Annotated in this window: 15 protein-coding genes; 6 read left to right on the top strand and 9 right to left on the bottom strand. The window is 67.0% G+C overall.

Annotated elements, in window-relative coordinates; all coding sequences use genetic code 11:
- Positions 1–110 precede the first annotated feature (110 nt).
- Entirely contained in the window at positions 111–722 is a 612-nt protein-coding gene (gene gstA / locus BLQ28_RS10390) for a glutathione transferase GstA (RefSeq protein WP_093238851.1), read from the bottom strand.
- A gap of 97 nt (positions 723–819) precedes the next feature.
- Here gstA and BLQ28_RS10385 point away from each other — a divergent pair, with 97 nt between their 5' ends.
- Positions 820–1,788: a LysR family transcriptional regulator gene (locus tag BLQ28_RS10385; RefSeq protein ID WP_176801063.1), complete on the top strand. Its 969-nt coding sequence runs from the start codon at positions 820–822 to the stop codon at positions 1,786–1,788.
- 151 nt (positions 1,789–1,939) lie between these two features.
- Here BLQ28_RS10385 and BLQ28_RS10380 read toward each other — a convergent pair whose 3' ends face one another.
- Positions 1,940–2,215 (bottom strand): hypothetical protein, encoded by a 276-nt coding sequence (locus BLQ28_RS10380; RefSeq protein WP_093238848.1) that lies wholly within the window; start codon positions 2,213–2,215, stop codon positions 1,940–1,942.
- 231 nt (positions 2,216–2,446) lie between these two features.
- On the opposite strand from BLQ28_RS10380, the gene BLQ28_RS10375 reads away from it, so the two are divergent.
- Complete coding sequence (locus tag BLQ28_RS10375) at positions 2,447–3,247, top strand: alpha/beta hydrolase (protein ID WP_093238846.1); 801 nt, start codon at positions 2,447–2,449, stop codon at positions 3,245–3,247.
- Positions 3,248–3,332: 85 nt separating this feature from the next.
- Here BLQ28_RS10375 and BLQ28_RS10370 read toward each other — a convergent pair whose 3' ends face one another.
- Both BLQ28_RS10370 and BLQ28_RS10365 read right to left on the bottom strand, forming a co-directional pair.
- Entirely contained in the window at positions 3,333–4,592 is a 1,260-nt protein-coding gene (locus BLQ28_RS10370) for an MFS transporter (protein WP_093238845.1), read from the bottom strand.
- Between the two features lie 162 nt (positions 4,593–4,754).
- Positions 4,755–6,407 (bottom strand): tannase/feruloyl esterase family alpha/beta hydrolase, encoded by a 1,653-nt coding sequence (locus tag BLQ28_RS10365; protein ID WP_093238843.1) that lies wholly within the window; start codon positions 6,405–6,407, stop codon positions 4,755–4,757.
- Positions 6,408–6,623: 216 nt separating this feature from the next.
- On the opposite strand from BLQ28_RS10365, the gene BLQ28_RS10360 reads away from it, so the two are divergent.
- From BLQ28_RS10360 to BLQ28_RS10350, 3 genes are all read left to right on the top strand, one after another.
- Positions 6,624–7,247 (top strand): TetR/AcrR family transcriptional regulator, encoded by a 624-nt coding sequence (locus tag BLQ28_RS10360; RefSeq protein ID WP_093238842.1) that lies wholly within the window; start codon positions 6,624–6,626, stop codon positions 7,245–7,247.
- Positions 7,248–7,451: 204 nt separating this feature from the next.
- Positions 7,452–8,423, top strand: coding sequence for a Bug family tripartite tricarboxylate transporter substrate binding protein (locus BLQ28_RS10355; protein WP_176801062.1), 972 nt, complete (start codon positions 7,452–7,454; stop codon positions 8,421–8,423).
- A gap of 180 nt (positions 8,424–8,603) precedes the next feature.
- Positions 8,604–9,626, top strand: coding sequence for a porin (locus tag BLQ28_RS10350; RefSeq protein WP_093238839.1), 1,023 nt, complete (start codon positions 8,604–8,606; stop codon positions 9,624–9,626).
- Between the two features lie 66 nt (positions 9,627–9,692).
- Here BLQ28_RS10350 and BLQ28_RS10345 read toward each other — a convergent pair whose 3' ends face one another.
- From BLQ28_RS10345 to BLQ28_RS10330, 4 genes are read right to left on the bottom strand one after another with little or no spacing between them, the layout of a single operon-like run.
- Positions 9,693–10,880: a DUF5624 domain-containing protein gene (locus BLQ28_RS10345; protein WP_093238837.1), complete on the bottom strand. Its 1,188-nt coding sequence runs from the start codon at positions 10,878–10,880 to the stop codon at positions 9,693–9,695.
- The gene (locus BLQ28_RS10340; RefSeq protein ID WP_218121918.1) at positions 10,877–11,971 is read right to left on the bottom strand and encodes a hypothetical protein; all 1,095 of its coding nucleotides are present in this window, start codon (positions 11,969–11,971) and stop codon (positions 10,877–10,879) included. Before BLQ28_RS10340 ends, BLQ28_RS10345 begins: the two co-directional genes overlap by 4 nt.
- A 31-nt stretch (positions 11,972–12,002) precedes the next feature.
- Complete coding sequence (locus BLQ28_RS10335) at positions 12,003–12,899, bottom strand: amidohydrolase family protein (RefSeq protein WP_218121917.1); 897 nt, start codon at positions 12,897–12,899, stop codon at positions 12,003–12,005.
- Positions 12,896–13,726, bottom strand: coding sequence for an HpcH/HpaI aldolase family protein (locus tag BLQ28_RS10330; protein ID WP_176801061.1), 831 nt, complete (start codon positions 13,724–13,726; stop codon positions 12,896–12,898). Before BLQ28_RS10330 ends, BLQ28_RS10335 begins: the two co-directional genes overlap by 4 nt.
- Positions 13,727–13,835: 109 nt before the next feature.
- Between BLQ28_RS10330 and BLQ28_RS33155 the strand changes: the two genes are divergently transcribed.
- Positions 13,836–14,756 carry a LysR substrate-binding domain-containing protein gene (locus BLQ28_RS33155; protein WP_093238831.1) on the top strand — a complete coding sequence of 307 codons (921 nt, stop codon included), beginning with the start codon at positions 13,836–13,838 and terminating at the stop codon, positions 14,754–14,756.
- A gap of 4 nt (positions 14,757–14,760) precedes the next feature.
- On the opposite strand, the gene BLQ28_RS10320 is transcribed toward BLQ28_RS33155, so the two are convergent.
- Entirely contained in the window at positions 14,761–15,996 is a 1,236-nt protein-coding gene (locus tag BLQ28_RS10320) for an MFS transporter (RefSeq protein ID WP_093238830.1), read from the bottom strand.
- Positions 15,997–16,279: the final 283 nt, after the last annotated feature.

Raw genomic sequence — 16,279 nt, 5'->3', positions numbered from 1 at the left:
GCGCAGCAACGAATGCAAGCTGCAAGCGGGGCGGAGTTTATTCGACTCTGGAGAGGCCCCACGCAACAAGCCATCAATCGACCGTCAAACACCTCTCTATCAGCCCCCGATCAGCCCTCTATCAGGCCTTCGGCGTGAACTGCCGCACGCACCGCGGGCCGCCGCGACACCCGCGTCATGTACGCCTCGATGGCCGGCCAGCGCGAGAAATCGAGGCCCGCATGGGACCCCAGGCGAAGGATCGGATAAAGGTACGCATCGGCCACCGTGAAGTGCGCGCCAAGAACGTACGGCCCTGGCCGCACCAGCGCATCCACACGCTCGAAAGCCCGTGCGTCCCGCAGCAGGCGCTGCTTGAAGCTGGCCGGCACCTCGGCATCGAACATCGGCGCAAAGCCCTTGTGCAGTTCGGTCGCCACGAAGCTCAATGCTTCCAGCAGGCGGTAGCGTTCGATGGTGCCGGCAGCCGGTGCCAGCTGCGAAGCCGGCGCCAGGTCGGCAAGGTACGCCAGCACGGCCAGGCCTTCGGTGAGCACCGCGCCATCGTCCAGCATCAGCGCGGGCACCTTGCCCATCGGATGGATCGCCAGATAGCTTTGCCCGCTGGCCGGCAACGTCTTGGTCTCCAGGTTGACCCGGACCAGTTCCGCCGCAAGGCCGGCCTCGCGCAGCGCGATGTGAGAAGACAATGAAGAAGCACCGGGGCTGTAGAAGAGTTTCATGATCGGCTCCTGCCAGAGGGGTTGGTTTCAATGGATGTGGTGATGTATCCGGCCACATGCGATGTGGTTGCCACGGATGGTGAGCGCGAGGAGCCGAATGAAAAAGCAGGTTGAAGGCACAAGATTGCTGAGCCGGACTCACGAGTTGCCGATCTCGGAAGCGGACGCGCGCGTCTTCGTGACCGTCGCCGATGCCGGCAGCTTCACGGCTGCTGCTGCATTGCACGCGATGACGCCATCGGCAGTGAGCAAGGCCATCGGCCGCCTTGAAGCGGACCTGGGCGTGCGGCTGCTGGTGCGCACGACGCGGGCTCTGCACCTGACGGAAGAAGGCATGGCCTTCCACGAGCGCTGCGCACGCGCCTTCAGCCTGCTGGCCGAAGCTGCCGAAGAAGCAGGTGCCGGCTCGCGCGCCGTGGCGGGCACGGTGCGTATCGGCGTGCCCTCTCTTTTCGGCACGTTCCTCATCGCACCCCTGCTGCCCGCGCTGCTTGCACGGCACCCGAAGCTGCGAGTGGAGATCGTATCGACGACGCGGCTGTCCGACGTGTTCGATCTCGGACTGGACCTGGCAATTGCCGTGGGCGCGTTGCCCGATTCAAGCCTCGTGGCCAAGCCGCTGGGGCAAGGCCAGTTCGTGACGGTGGCGGCACCGGGTTATCTCAAGGCCGCAGGAACGACGCCGCGACGGCCGTTGCGGCCCGAGGACCTCCTGGCCCATCGCTGCATCGCCTACACCCGGCCCGACGGCCGCGAGGAACCCTGGAACTTCCAGTTGCCCGAAGGCCCGCGACAGCTCGACGTCCGCGCCGATGTCCGGTCGGACGACATGCACCACCTCACGGCGATGGCCGTTGCAGGCCTCGGAGTCGCCCACCTGCCGCTGTTCGTGGTGGCGGAGCACCTGGCCGGCGGGCGCCTCGAAAGACTGCTGCAGGCCTGCGAGCCCGCCCCCAAGCTCGCCTCGCTGGTCTACCCCGCCGGGCGCTCGATGCCGCGCCGCGTGCGCGTCTTCATCGACTTCCTGCTTTCGCAGGAGCAGGCGCTTGCCGGTGTGACGCGGTAACGCCGGAGCAGCTCGCACCTTCATCTCGCTGGCGGAAGGAAGCCCCAAAAGAAAAAGCCCTCCAGCCTGGGCTGGAGGGCTTTCGCTTCATCTGTCATCGACCCGCACAACGCCCGGCATGCACCGTGCGGTGCGGGCCCCGACAAGACGCTCAGTCGTCCGTGTCGGTGTCCGACTCTTCGTCGTCCGCGTCTTCTTCGGCGCGGCGAACCGTCACGAAATTCGTCGCGTCTTCCACGAAGGCCATGAGCTTTTCGTCGGGTGCCATGCCGCGGACTTCCGTCTGCGGACCATCGCCGTTCTTGTAGTCGACCTGGACCAGCGCGAAGCAGGCCAGGGGTTCTTCCATCTCTCCGTCCTCGCCGCCGTCGTAGACAGCGACCCACCCTTCGGCGGGCATGATTTGCAGGATCTTCACTTCTTCCATCGATTCACTCCAAGCTCGAGAATTTGCATTGCGCCGCGCAGCATATCGCATGAAAACGAGGCCACCGCAGGCGCGCGACATGCGTTGAAATTCGCTCGCGGCCGCATCGCCATGAAGGCTGTCGTGGCCCGCGCTTGCGAATGCGCAGCGAGCTATGGCACGCTCGGCAACCCGGCGGAGCGAACCGCCGATGACCGTGGCCTGAAAGCACTTCCACGCAGGAGATCGTCGATGCGCAGCATTGCCAGACATTGGATCGCGGGCTTCCTGATCGCGCTGATCGCATGGGTCTCGCAGGCCCACGCGCAGACCACGCAGAAGGTGGTGGACATTCTCACGCGTCCCGGAGTCACGCAGCGAATGCTCGTGCTGTCCCCGTCGGCCCCCAAGGCCGCGGTGATCCTGCTCGCGGGCGGGCACGGAGGGCTGCAGATCTTTCCCAATGGCTCGTTCAACTGGGGCGCCGGCAACTTCCTCGTTCGCACGCGGCAGTTGTTTGCGGACCAGGGGCTCATGGTTGCCGTGGTCGATGCCCCCTCCGATCGGCAGAGCCCGCCCTACCTCAGCGGATTTCGCCAGACCCCGGCACATGCGGCCGACCTGAAGGCGGTCATTGCGTGGATGCGCGAGCAATCCAGGATTCCCGTGTGGCTCGTGGGCACCAGCCGCGGTACGCAATCGGTGGCGTACGTCGCCACCGAGTTGACCGGCCCCGAAGGCCCGGACGGCATCGTCCTGACCTCGACCATCCTCGTGGACACCGCCGGCCGGCCCGTCCCGGCGATGCCGCTTGCAAAGATCCGGGTGCCCGTTCTCGTCGTGCACCACGAGCAGGACGGGTGCCGGCTCTGCCCGTTTGCCAGCGTGCCCGTGCTCATGGAGAAGCTCGACAACGCGCCGAAGAAAGAACTGTTGAGCATCAAGGGCGGGGAAAGCAGGGGCGACGCTTGCGAGGCCATGGCGTATCACGGCTTCAACGGGCTCGACCGCGAGGTGGTCCCGCAGATCGCCGCCTGGATTCTTGCCAGGTAGGCGTCGATAGGCATCGGCGCCCAACCCGCCCTGGAGGATTGAGCGACAAGCGCCGTGGGTCGAAGCCCGCCTCGGGATGCGTGCGCTACCTTGCCGCTCTTGACGCCGCTCGACCGCCGGCACCGCCATGCCGTGGAATCCAGTACGCCAGGGTTCCCGCCGCCGCAAAGGCAATCAGCCCGGTCACCGCAATGCCGGAAGCCAGCGACAGGCTGGCCGCCAGGAAGGACAGCAGCGCCGGCCCGCACGAAGAGCCGATGTCGGACATCAGCCGCCACACGCCGAGGAAGTGCGCGCGCCCGTGGCGCGGCGAGTGATCAGCGCCGAGGGTCATGATCATTCCCGAGCCGATGCCGTTGCCGAAGCCGATGGCCAGTGCGGTGAACAGCAGCGTGAGCGTGCCGGTGGTCAGCGGCATCAGCAGCATCGCCAGCCCCATGATCAGCATCGATGGCACGGCCACCCAGCGCCGCCCCTTCTGGTCCATCACCTTGCCGGCCGGATAGAACACCAGCATGTCGATGCCGCCGGCCATGCCGTAGATCAACGAGGCCACCGAGGGCGCGAGCGCGAGGTGGTCGGCCCACAGCGGAATCACGGCCTGGCGCGACGCCCGCACCGCACTGACCAGCACCACGCCGATGCCGAGCGTGAGGAACACGCGGCGGTGATCCCGCAGCGTCGAGACGATGGTGGTCGAGGCGGGTGCCGCTTGCCCATGCGGAACGGGCGGTGCCACCAGGTCGGGAATGCGCGCCCCCATGACTGCCGCCCCCACCACCGCGACGATACCGATCACGTAGGCCGCCGACAGCCCGAACGCGTGCACCGCGCCGGCCGCGAGAAACGGCCCGATGAACATGCCGATGCGCATGACGCCGCCGAGCGTCGACAACGCGCGCGCTCGGTATTCGATGGGCACCGCCTCGGTCATGTAGCTCTGGCGTGCAAGGTTGTAGACGGCCTGCGACATGCCCACCATGAAGCACCCGACGGCGAACAGGCTGAAGTGCGATGTCCACACGCACAGGGCCATGCCAAGGCCGCTCCACAAGCCCGCAACCACGATGGCCCAGCGCTCGCCCCAGCGGATCGTGATCAGCGAGGCCGGGATGTTGTTGAGCAGCGAGCCGATGCCGATCAGCGCCACCACCAACGCCGCCATCGACACCGATGCCCCCAGGTCGCGCGCTGTCAGCGGCACGATGGGCAGGATGGCGCCCTCGCCCAGTCCGAACAGCAACGACGGGCCGAAGGCCGGCACCGCGATGCGCCACAAAGAGAACGGAGGCGAGGAAGCAGACGAGGAGGCCGAGGTGGCCGGAGTGGCGGGCGGGGATGACATGCGCGGAGGGTTCTGGTTTTGCTGCCCCGGCCCGCCGGTCGGGCGAAGGCGCGGCCATTGTCTCGCCGCCAGCGGATTTCTGCACGGCCGCCCCGCCTTCCGCCTGCAGAGCCCGATCCATCGATCGATCTATCTATCAATCCATCGGGCTCGCGCGCCAGGTCACGTGCAGGTGTAGCTCGACGCCGCGTTCACATCGCCCGCCCCGTTGTACTTGGGGTACTTGGGGTACTGGCAGACGGGCATGTTGCGGGCCGGGCTGCTCCCGAGGATCGTGTAGTTCATCTGTGTGGGCGCGTTGCCGTTCTCGACCCATCCCATGATGGCTGACGCCCAATCGACTTCCTGCAAGCTGCCGCCGGCGCCATGTCCGCCACCGGGCACGATGAAGAAGCGCGTGGCGCTGTTCGGGTCGGCCAGCCCCATCGATTTGGCGATGCCGGTCATGGTCGTCCAGTTGCGGTAGTGGTCGTTCGGCGACAGCAGCGCATCGCTGCCGTCGTGCCACGAGATGAGCTTCCGGCCCGATGCCACGAAGCTGGCAATGGCCGCCTTGTCATGGTCGGCACCGATGCGCGACAGGCCCGTGCCGAGCATGTAGTAGTCGGTGTCCAGCTGGAAGCCCGCCTGTTTGGCGGGCGTGAGCCATGCCGGGTCGCCGCTTGCGAGCAGCGCGAAGCCTCCACCGAGCCCGCCCCATCCGAGGCCGAGCCCGTTGCTCCACGAATAGCCCGAGAGCACGGTGCTGCCGTTCGAGAGCTTGAGCTCCGACAGGAACGACTTCAGCGTTCCAACCTGCGCCGCGCTCAGGCAGATCGATGGGTCGGTGCTGGCACCGGCCACGCCGCACTGCAACACCGCCGGATCGAAGGTGCAAGCCTGCGGATTGCCGATGAGGTTGTCGGTGGCCCCGTCGAGCGCATCGCATGCGGACAGCGCCGCCGCATAGGCCGCGCCGGTCTGCGCCGGGCTCAATGCGGCGGGCGTTCCCGTGAGCGAGGCCGCGCGGAGCCAGGCGCTGGTCTGGCCGGCCATGTCCATGGTCTCGCATCCCGCGACGATGCCGTCGAACTCCTGCGGCCAGCGCTGCGCGGCGATGTAGGCGTTGCGGCCACCGTTGGAACAGCCGTTGAAGTAGCTGTGATTCGGCGTCGTGCCGAAGAAGGCCTTGGCGACCGCCTTCCCGAAACGCAGCGTGGTGCCCACTGCCGCGTAGGCATAGTCGGTGGCCGACTGGCGGCCATCGTCGGTTCCGTTCGCCCACACGGCGGGTGCGGCCTGTGCGGGCACGTTCGCGCGGTTGCCGCCGTTCGATGCGGCATACACCGCGCCCTTGAGCGCCAGCACCGGGCTGACCGCCGTCACGGCGCCGCCCGCATCGGTCATCACCACCGAGGCGATGCGTCCGTCGAATCCACCGCCGCCCTGCTGCCAGTAGCGCCCTGTCCAGTTGTCCGGCACGTCGATCTCGATGTCGAGGAAAGGTGCGCGCGTGCCGAGCACCTGGCAGAAGCCCGAGGTGTAGATCGGCGCCTTGGCCTCGAAGCGCGTGGCCTGCGTGACCGTCACGCCCTCGATGACCTGGCCCTTGAGCGTGTTGCAGGTGTTCTTGAGCTGCTCGGCCGTGGGCCCTGCCGGTGGAGGCGCAGGGGGCGTTGGCGCAGGCGCGGGGGCCGGTGCGGGCGCAGGCGCAGGAATCGGAAGAAGGCCGCCCGCCCCATTGCCGCCACCTCCACAGCCGTGCAGGGCCAGGCCCAGGGCCAGCAGCAAGCCCTGTGGCAGCAAGGCTCGGGGAACACACTTGTCGTCGCGCATGGTTGTCTCCAATGTTTGAGTTGTGCGCCGGACATCCGGCGGATCGCGCTTGATTGCTTCATCGCCTGGATGATCCGGCAAACCGACCGACCGGTCGGTTCAAAAGCAGGGCGAGACTAACGCAGGTGAGCGAACGCGGGCAAGCGGCGGCGGATCGGGACTAACCCCTAAGATCGGTGACCGCGCCGCTTCGCGCAGGGCCCATCATCCCGACCTATGACTGTTGAATCCCCCTCTTCCCGCGCGGGCGACCAGCGCAGCCTGATCGCCAAGGCCGCCGCCGAGCTGTTTGCCCGCAGGGGCTATGCGGCAACGTCGATGAACGAGATCGCCGAAGCCAGCCATCTGTCCAAGCCCGGCCTGTACCACCACTTCAAGGACAAGGCCGAGGTGCTGCTTCACATCGCCGACGGCCATGTCTCGCGGCTGGTCGACATCGTGACGGGCGTGGAGGCCCTGGACCTGGCACCCGAACAGCGGCTGCCAGAGCTGATCGAAGCGTTCATGCTCGAGTACGCGGAGGCGCAGAGCGAGCACCGCGTGCTCACCGAAGACGTGCGCTTCCTCGCACCGGATGCGCAGGCGCGCGTGCTCGACAAGGAACGCACGGTGGTGCAGGTGTTCGCCGATGCCATCGCCGCCACGCGGCCCGACCTGCACGACTCGCAGCTTCACAAGCTGCTGACGATGTTCCTCTTCGGCATGCTCAACTGGATGTTCACCTGGTTCCGGCCCGAGGGGCGTTTCACCTACGAGCAGATGGTGCCCATCGTCACCCAGCTCTTCGTGAACGGCATCTCGGGACTCGACGTCAAGCCCGCGAAAGCACGCAAGGCGTAGGCGAAAAGAAGCCCCTGCACGGCCACGACGCCACGCCGGTACGCCCGCCGAACCTGCCGGTTCTGCCGTCACATGGGCATTCATCCAGATGCAGAAAGCCTTCGTTCAATACGAGGAAGGTATAAAAAAGCATCTCGAATGAGTATTTCCAGATATGGCTTTGTCTCCCTAGGATGCGCCCACAACTATCAGGAGACGAGACATATGAAGAGGATCACCACGCTGGTGCTGGTGTGGGCGGCGGGCCTGCACTGCACCATGGGCACCGCGTTCGCACAGAGCGCGCCCTGGCCCCAGCGAACCATCAAGATCGTGACGCCCACGCCCGCCGGCGTCGGCTCCGACATCTTCGCGCGCAGCTACGCGGAGCAGCTCTCTCGCCTGCTGAAGGTGCCCGTGATCGTGGAGAACAGGCCGGGCGCGCTGGCCACCATCGGCACCGATGCCGTGGCCAAGGCCACGCCCGACGGCTACACCGTGCTGTTCTCGACGAGCAATCCGTTCACGATGACGCCGTTTCTTCTCTCCCGGCTTCCCTACAACCCGAAGGAAGACCTGGTGCCGGTGACGCAGGCGCTCAAGGGCGGCTCGTTCATCGTGGCGAACAACGCGGTGCCGGCGCGCAACACCGACGAACTGATCGCGCTGGCCAAGCGCCGGCCGGGCCACGTGAGCTTCGCGTCCTATGGCTCCGGCAGCACCTCGCACCTGGGTTTCGAGCTGCTGCAGGAAGCCGCGTCGGTCGAGATGCTGCACGTGCCCTACAAGCAGGGCGCCATGCCCGACGTGATCGGCGGCCAGGTGATGCTGGGCTTCGAGCCCCCGATCTCGGCGCTGCCGAACATCAAGGCCGGCCGGGTGAAGGCCCTGGCGTACACGGGCAGCCAGCGCAGCACCGCGTTGCCCGACGTGCCGACCGTTGCCGAGCGCTATCCCGGCTTCGAGGTGTCGACCTGGCTCGGCTTCTGGGTGCCCGCGCGCACGCCCGATGCCATCGTCGAGCAGTTGAACCGCGCGATCACCACGGCCACGCGCTCGCCCGAGATGACGCGGCAGATCGCCGATGCCGGGCTGGAGCCGATGTCGACGAACACCGCCGACACCCGCGCCATCATCGAACGCGAGGCCCAGACCATGGGCCGGCTCATCAAGGCCAAGGGCTTGCGCCTTGACTGACGGCGGGCCGCGCGCCCGCCACCACTGCATGTCTGCTGCTGCCTGAGAGCGCCGCGCGCCTTCGCACGCTTGCGCGCCCTTCGCCACCCCTTGCCGTCACGCACACCCGCCCCTGCAGAGCGCATGGGGTGCGGGGCGGTGCACGTCATTTTTCATTTCTACAACCAGGAGACAAGAACCATGATCCGCCCCACCCTCTTGATCGCCGCGGGCTGCATCGGCCTGAACGGCCATGCGCTCGCGCAGTCCACCGTGTCGATCTTCGGCACGGTCGACCTCAACATCACATCCGCGAAGTCCGGCAACCGCTCGGTCACGTCCATGGACCAGGGCGGCAACATCTTCCCGAGCCGCCTGGGGTTTCGCGGCACCGAAGACCTCGGCGGCGGCCTGGCCGCGAGCTTCTGGCTCGAGTCGGCGACCTTGCCCGACACCGGCCAGTACCAAGGGGTCGGCTGGCAACGGCGCTCCACCCTGAGCCTCTCGCACAACAGCTTCGGCGAGCTTCGGCTGGGCCGCGACTACACGCCCAGCTTCTGGAACATCTCGCAGTTCTCTCCCTTCGGCACCGTGGGCGTCGGCGGCTCCAGCAACATCGTCGAGGGCTGGCCCTTCGGGCTCGGTGGCGCCAAGACGCTGGTGCGGGCCAACAACTCGGTCGGCTACTTCCTGCCGCGCAACCTGGGCGGCATCTACGGGCAGTTCATGGTCTCGATGCCAGAAGGCCAGAAAGGAACGAAGTACTACGGCGCGCGGCTGGGCTATGCATCGGGCCCGCTGGACATCGCGGCCAGCTACGGGCAGACGCCCCTCGAAGACCACCATCACTACCGCACCGCGAGCCTCGGGGGCAGCTACGACTTCGGCCTCGTCAAGCTGTATGCGAACTACCTGATGCAGAAGGCCCCGCAGGACAAGCAGACCAACGTGATGCTGGGCGCCAGCGTGCCAGTGGGCGCGGGGGTGATCAAGGCGTCGGTCGCGCGCTCGAATCGCTCGGGGCCGGGCGTGGACGCCGATGACGCGACCCAACTGGCCATCGGCTACGTCCACTGGCTCAGCAAGCGCACGGCGCTCTACACCACCTGGTCGAAGATCCGCAACCGGGGCAATGCCGCCTACATAGTGAGCGATGCGCTGAAGGAGCCGCAGCCGGGAGGGAATTCGCGCGGCTTCCAGCTTGGCATCTCGCACAACTTCTGAGGCCGGGGCCCTCGGCAGAGCCCGGCAAGGCCGGGTGCCTTGCGCACCCGGCCTTCGAAAGAAATATCAGGAAAAGTACGCGGGGTAGTCGGTGCCGTCGAGGCCGGGCACGACGGCCTTGCGCGGATCGTTGCCATTGGCCTGCAGCTGGTCGGCCGCATAGTCGGTCACGCAACCCGCCAGCAACTGGCGCGGGTCTTCCAGGATCACGCGCATGCGGGTGTTGAAGGCGCGCCAGTCTTCCGGGCCGCCGATCGCGGGCATCTCGCTGACCTCGGTGGTGTCGGGCTGCAGCACGGGCCGGCTGCCGCGCCCAGGGGCGAAGCGCGGATAGCCCTCGTACATCATCGGCCCCAGGTCGCTCATCGCACGCGTGGACCACCACAGCTTGCGCATCGGCATCTCGTGGGCCGCCACCGCCTCCGTCTCGACGGGATAGGTGAAGGTCGGCGCCTGCGCATGCGGCGCGATGTACACGCGCTCCAGCGGAAGCGCATGGCGCGACGCGGCCAGGATCATCGAGCAGACCGCGTTGGTGCTCCAGGTCACGCCCGCCGTCGGTCGGCCTTGCCTGCCGACGATCAGCACCATGGCATTGGCCCAGTCGATGTCGTGCCGGTCGAACCAGCCGATGACGCGGTGCCCGGTGTCCAGCCCCACGAGGAAGAAAGTCGCGATCATCACCTTGTTCATCGGCACGGTGGCGCCGGCTTCGCTGCCCGTGGCTTCGAGGCAGTGCGTGCGCAAGTCGTCGGCGGTGAAGGTGTGAGGCGCGGCGAGCGCGCGATGGATGCAGCGCTCGGTCAGTTCGCAGGCGTAGTGCACCATGTTCGCGATGGCCACTTCGCGGCCGCGATAGGCCGGCACTGCAATCTCGTCGCGCCACAGGGCCACGCTGTTGGCCTCGCGCGCGGCCACGGTGCTGGCCAGCAGGCGTTCGGCCTCGGTGCGCCACAACGAGCCTTGCGGATCGATCTCGCGCAGCCGCACCAGCGAGGCCAGCGCAGGCCCGAAGTGCGACACGGCCGCCAGCTCCTTGAAGCCACGCGTCGTGAGCCGGTAGCCCTCGACCTCGGGTGGACGGCCGCGGCCGGGAAAGAGGATGAAGTCCGCCGCGGTCGCAACGATCAATGGCCCATCGGGTGCGGCCTCGGCCGTGGCACGCGCCAGCTTCACGCCGATGCTGTCGGCGCTCGCGGTGTAGGTCTCGAACAGGCGGATGAACTCGGGGCTCTGGAAATTCGGATTCGTCATGGCCTGGCTCCTGTGGCCCCTTCGAGGCGATACACCTTGCTGGGTGTGCGAAAGCGGATGTCGGCGCCAAGGCTGTTGGCCACCACGAGGTAGCGCTGCCCACCTTCGTCGAAGACGCAGGCATCGGTGCCGCCGAAGGTCGGGAACTCACGCTGCGGCATCAGCCGGCCATTGATGAAGCGATAGCCGACCGAGGTCAGCGCGGTGATGGGTGCCTCGCGGCTGCCAAGCAGGAAGTTGACCTGGATCAGCTCGCCGCCGTTCGCGTCTTCATGCCACGCGAACTCGCGGCCGCCGGGGCCGCTGAGCGTCTGGTGCGCAACGAAGCGGCTGCCGTCCCATCGCAGCAGCACGGTGTTGTCGTGCAGGCAGGCGAAGGCGAGCCATGCGTGGCCTTCGGCCTCGAAGAACTGGAACGCGCGGCCGGTCTTGCCGTCGAGCAGCTGGAAGTCTTCGAAGCGCTGGCCGTTCCATCGCAGGATGCGCGAAGGCGCCACGTGGTCGGCGTACGCCAGGAAGCATTGCCCGCCGACCTCGAAGAACGCGAAGTTGTAGCCCCAGGCCGATTCGACTTGCTGGAATTCGGCGAAGCGCTCGCCGTTCCATTCGTAGATCGCCGACTTCGAGGGATGGCGAGGCGCGCTGCCCTCCATCGTCACGCCTTGTGCGAGCGCAAGAAAATGCCGTTCGCCGATGGCGAAGTGCTTCCACTGCTTGGCCGCGAACGTGGGCACGCGCTGGAACTCGGTGAACGCGCCGTCCTTCAGCTCGAAGATCGTCGAGTGCACATTCAGCTCGTAGGGGCCCGTGCCGGATTTCAGGCTCGCGGTGGCCAGGAAGGCACGGCCGTCGATCTCGAAGAACTCGGCGTCTTCGCCGCCCGGCACGGGCAGGCGCGCATGGGGCACGAAGCCCTGGCCCTGCCAGCGGTAGACGAGTGCGTCGACATCGCTGTCGCCGACCGTGATCATCGCGGGCTGGCCCGGCACGTCGACGGCCAGTTGGGGAATCACGAGGTAGCGCGTACCGCCGTGAACGAAGGTCTCCGTGGCGCGCGCCCCGGAAGTGTCGAGGTCCTGGATGCTCTGCATGGGGGTGTCCCGTGTGTCGTGCATGCGCACCTTACTGCGAAACCGGCCCGAAGCCGAACAGCCGCGCGGGGTTGTCCACGAGGATGCGCTGGCGCGCCTGCACGTCGGGCACCCAATGCGCGAGCAGGTTCAACAGCTCGCCGGTGTCGCGCCCGCCTTCGGGAATGTGCGGCCAGTCGCTGCCCCAGATCGTGCGCCGGGGCAGCGCTTCGACGATGGCATGCGCGAGCGGGCGCAGCTTTTCGTAGTTGCCGTCCTTGGCCACGCGGTAGGGGCCGGAAAGCTTCATCCAGCCGCGCCCGTCGGCCAGCACCTTCAGCAGCCGGTCGAAGTCCTGTCGCGTGAGGCCATCGCTTTCGAGCATGTAGCCCATGTGGTCGATGACGAAGTCGGCCTCGATGTCCCCCAAGTAGGGGATCAAGTCGCGAACCACCCAGCCCGGTGTGTAGAACTGCAGGTGCCAGCCGAGCGCCTTCGTCGCGCGCACGCAGCGCTGGATGTACTGCACCAGCTCGGCGGTCGGCAGGCCCGAGCGCAGGAACAGGTCAAGCCGCAGCGCGCGCACGCCGCGGCGGTGCATGGCCTGCAGTGCGGCCTCGGTGATGGTTTCTTCGACCATCGCCACGCCGCGCGCGCGCTCGCCGGCACGGTCGAGCGCATCGAGCATGCAGCGGTTGTCGGTGCCATAGAAGCTGGGCTGCACGATCACGTAGCGGGCCAGGCCCAGCGAGTCGCACATGGCGTCGAGCTTGGTGAGCGGGCCGTCGGGCAAGGTGTAGTGCGGATGGTCCACGTGCGGGTAGCGGTCTTCGCTTTCGAACACGTGCACATGGGCATCGCAGGCGCCCGCGGGCACGGCGAAGGTGGGGCGCGCCAGCGTATCGGCTGCGCGCATGGGTTTGGACGTGAGGATCTCTGGAGAGGTCATTTCGGTTCGGTGTTTTCGAGGGAAGCAAACGCCAGCCGCACGCGCTCTTGCGCGACGGCCAGCAGGAGGTCGGTGTCGATGCCGGTCATGAGGAACGGCGCGGCGCCGCGGTGCATCAGTTCGGCCGCGTAGCCCGCATCGGCGATGCCGCCGATGGCGAGCGGCTTGCCCACGCGCAGGCAGGCGGCCAGCGCGGCGTCATGTGCGGCGCGCACGCGCGGATGCCTGAAGTCGCCGGCCACGCCCAGCTCGGCGCTGAGGTCGTTCGTGCCGATGCCGACGATGTCGATGCCAGGCACGGCGGCGATGCCTTCGATGTTCTCGATGCCGAGCGGGCTTTCGATCAGCACCTTCAGCGCCGTGGCCTGGTTCATGGCTGTGTTGAAGTCCGGCGCGGCCATCTTGCGATAGCCCACGTGGGGCAGCGTGCCGATGGCCGAGCGGTGGCCCAGCGGCGGAAAGCGGCAGGCCGCGACGAGGTCTTCGGCCTGGGCCACGGTCTCGATGCGCGGCGCGATGATGCCGCCCGCGCCGCCATCGAGCAGCCGGCCGATCACGCCGTATTCGCGCTCGGGTACGCGCACGAAAGGCATGAGGCCGATGTCGAATGCGGCGGCGCAGATCTGCACTGCCGCATCGATGGAAATGCTGCTGTGCTCCAGGTCCACCCAGATCGCGTGGTGGCCACTGGCCCTGGCGATGCGCGCGATGTCCGGCGTGCGCGAGCAGCGGATACCCAACGCAGCCACCGGCAGGCGCTGCAGCAGGCGGCTCACGACGAGGTTGGTGGATGCGGCGGCAGCGGCCGGAGCCGTTTCTTGCGCCATTCGTGGTCTTCCTTTGTCTCGGGTTGTGCAGGTGTGAGGGGATGCTAGAGAATGGCCCTCATATCCGGAAATACCGGATTCGGATTGCATTCGATACTCAGGAGATATCGTGGAACTTCGACACCTGCGCTACTTCGTCGCCGTGGCTGAAGAGCTCAACTTCACGCGTGCGGCCGAGCGGCTCTACATGGCGCAGCCGCCGCTGAGCACGCAGATCCGCGGGCTCGAAGAAGAGCTGGGCGTGCAGCTCTTCGAGCGCGACAAGCGCCGCGTGTACCTCACGCAGGCGGGGCGGCATTTTCTGGACCGGGCGCGCACGATCCTCGCGTCGGTGCAAAGCGCAAAGGACGAGGTGCAGAGCGCTGCCGCCGGCGAAGTGGGCAAGCTCAACCTGGGCTTTACCGCGTCGTCGGTGCTCACGGCCGGCCTGCCAGCGGCCATCCGCAACTACCGCGCGAGCTACCCTGCTGTCGAGCTTCGGCTGCAGGAGATGGCGTCGATGCACCAGCTCGACGCCATCCACGCACGGGAACTCGACCTGGGCGTGCTGCGCAAGCCGAACGTGAGCATTCCCATGGGCGTGACCATCGAGGAGTGGTATTCAGCGCCGCTGGTCGCGGCCATGCCGCAGCAGCACGTGCTCACGCGCGGCAAGGGTATCTACATCCGCGAGCTGAAAGACGTGCCGCTGATCGTCTACCCGCGCGACGCGGGCATCGGGCTCTACTGGAAAGTGCAGGAGCTGTGCGCCAAGGCCGGCTTCCGGCCCTCGGTGATGCACGAGACGCGCGAAGCCTCGACCATGGTCGGGCTGGTGGCCGCCGGCTTCGGCGTGGCCATCGTGCCGAGCGACACGCAATGCATCCAGCTCGAAGGCGTGCTGTACAGCCGCATCCTCGACAACGACGCGGTGTCCAGCCTTTACCTCGGCTACCGCGATGCCGACGCCAACCCGCACCTCGACAGCCTGTTGCGTTTGCTGCGCACCACGCCGACGGCCCACGCGGCAGAAGGCCGCAAGAAGCGTTGACCGGTCAGGCGCGCCGGGTGCGGTGCGCGATCCAGCCCAACGCCGCAGCCGCGAGCAACGCGGGAACGGCTGCGAGCAGGAACAACTGGCTCCACGGCAGTTGCGCCCTCACGAGGAAGCCGCCTACCAGTGGCCCGACGATGGAACCGATGCGGCCGACCGACATCGACAACCCAACCCCAGTCGCGCGCACGTTCGCCGGGTAGTAGTGCACGCACAGCGCGGGGATGTTCATCTGCCCGCCGATGATCAGCAAGCCAATGGCGAACACCACGCAGAAGGCCGCCACTTCGCTGCCGACCCCGTGGAAGCCGAAGAAGGGAACCAGCAAGGCGCCCAGCCCCAGGCAGATCGCCACCGGACCGAAGGGACTGCGGCGCGCCACGACGAAGGACATGGCGAAGGCACCGGCCACGCCGCCCACATTGAGCATCACGCCGGCCAATGCCGAGCGTTGAGGGCTCATGCCGCTCATCGCGAGCACGCTGGGCGTCCAGCTCAAAAGGAAGTAGCTCACCAGCAGGATCATGAAAGCCGCGAGGCTGATCAGCACCGTGCCCAAGCCACGGCCATCGGCCACCAGTTCGGCAATCGGGTGCTTCGCGTGGACCGGCGCTGCATCCCCACGCGATGGATCGCGCCCGGCTTCCGACATCGCCAGAACCAGCGGCAACATCGCCAATGCGAGCGTGCCACCGCCGATGAAGATCCCGCGCCAACCCACCTGCTGCATCAGTGCTGCGGTGATGGCACCACCGGCCACGGCTCCGATGGGAAAGCCCAGGAACATGCGCGACACCGTGGCGCTGCGCTGTGCGGGCTGCGCGTGCTCGGCCGCCAGCGCGGAGATGGTGGGAATCGCACCGCCCAGCCCAATGCCCGAGAGAAAACGCCAGAGCATCAACTGCTCGGGCGTGTTCGACCACGCGCTCAACACGATGAAGCAGCCGGCCGAGAAGAGCGATGCCAGCAGCAACCTGCGGCGGCCGAAGCGGTCTGCAGCCGCACCCACTGCGATGGCGCCGACCACCGCGCCCGCGAAGCTCACTGCGAAAACCTTGCCGAAGGCGCCTGGTGGCATGCCCCATTCCCTGGAGATCAACGGCGCGACGAAGGACAGCATCAGCGTGTCGTAGCCATCGATCAGTGCCACCAGGAAGCAGACGAAGATCGAAAAGCGAGCAGTGCGCGAGGTGGCGCCGGAGGGGGTCTTCGCCCATTCCATGGGAAGCGATGGCATCGTTGTGTCTCCTGAATCGAGACGATGCTAGGGGTGGCCATCCATATCCACAAATACATTTTCAGGAATGCACTGCGGTAGCTTTTGCGTATGGATTGCGTGGCTTGCTTTGTTGAGTTGCCGGGCGTTGGCCTGTGCAGCTGAGGCAACTGCAAGAAGAGGCATGGCGTGTGCCGGGACGTTCTCTTTGAGCAAGCGCCGTGTCGGAACGCTCTTCGCCTGAGACGGCCCCGATCAGAGGCGAAGTTGCTTTGCTGGATCGAACGCGCCGCCCGGGGCGCTA

This window comes from Variovorax sp. EL159, from assembly GCF_900100965.1.
Lineage (GTDB): Bacteria > Pseudomonadota > Gammaproteobacteria > Burkholderiales > Burkholderiaceae_C > Variovorax.
The sequence above is the reverse complement of the archived record's forward strand: the minus strand, read 5'-3'. Positions and strand labels throughout refer to the sequence as shown.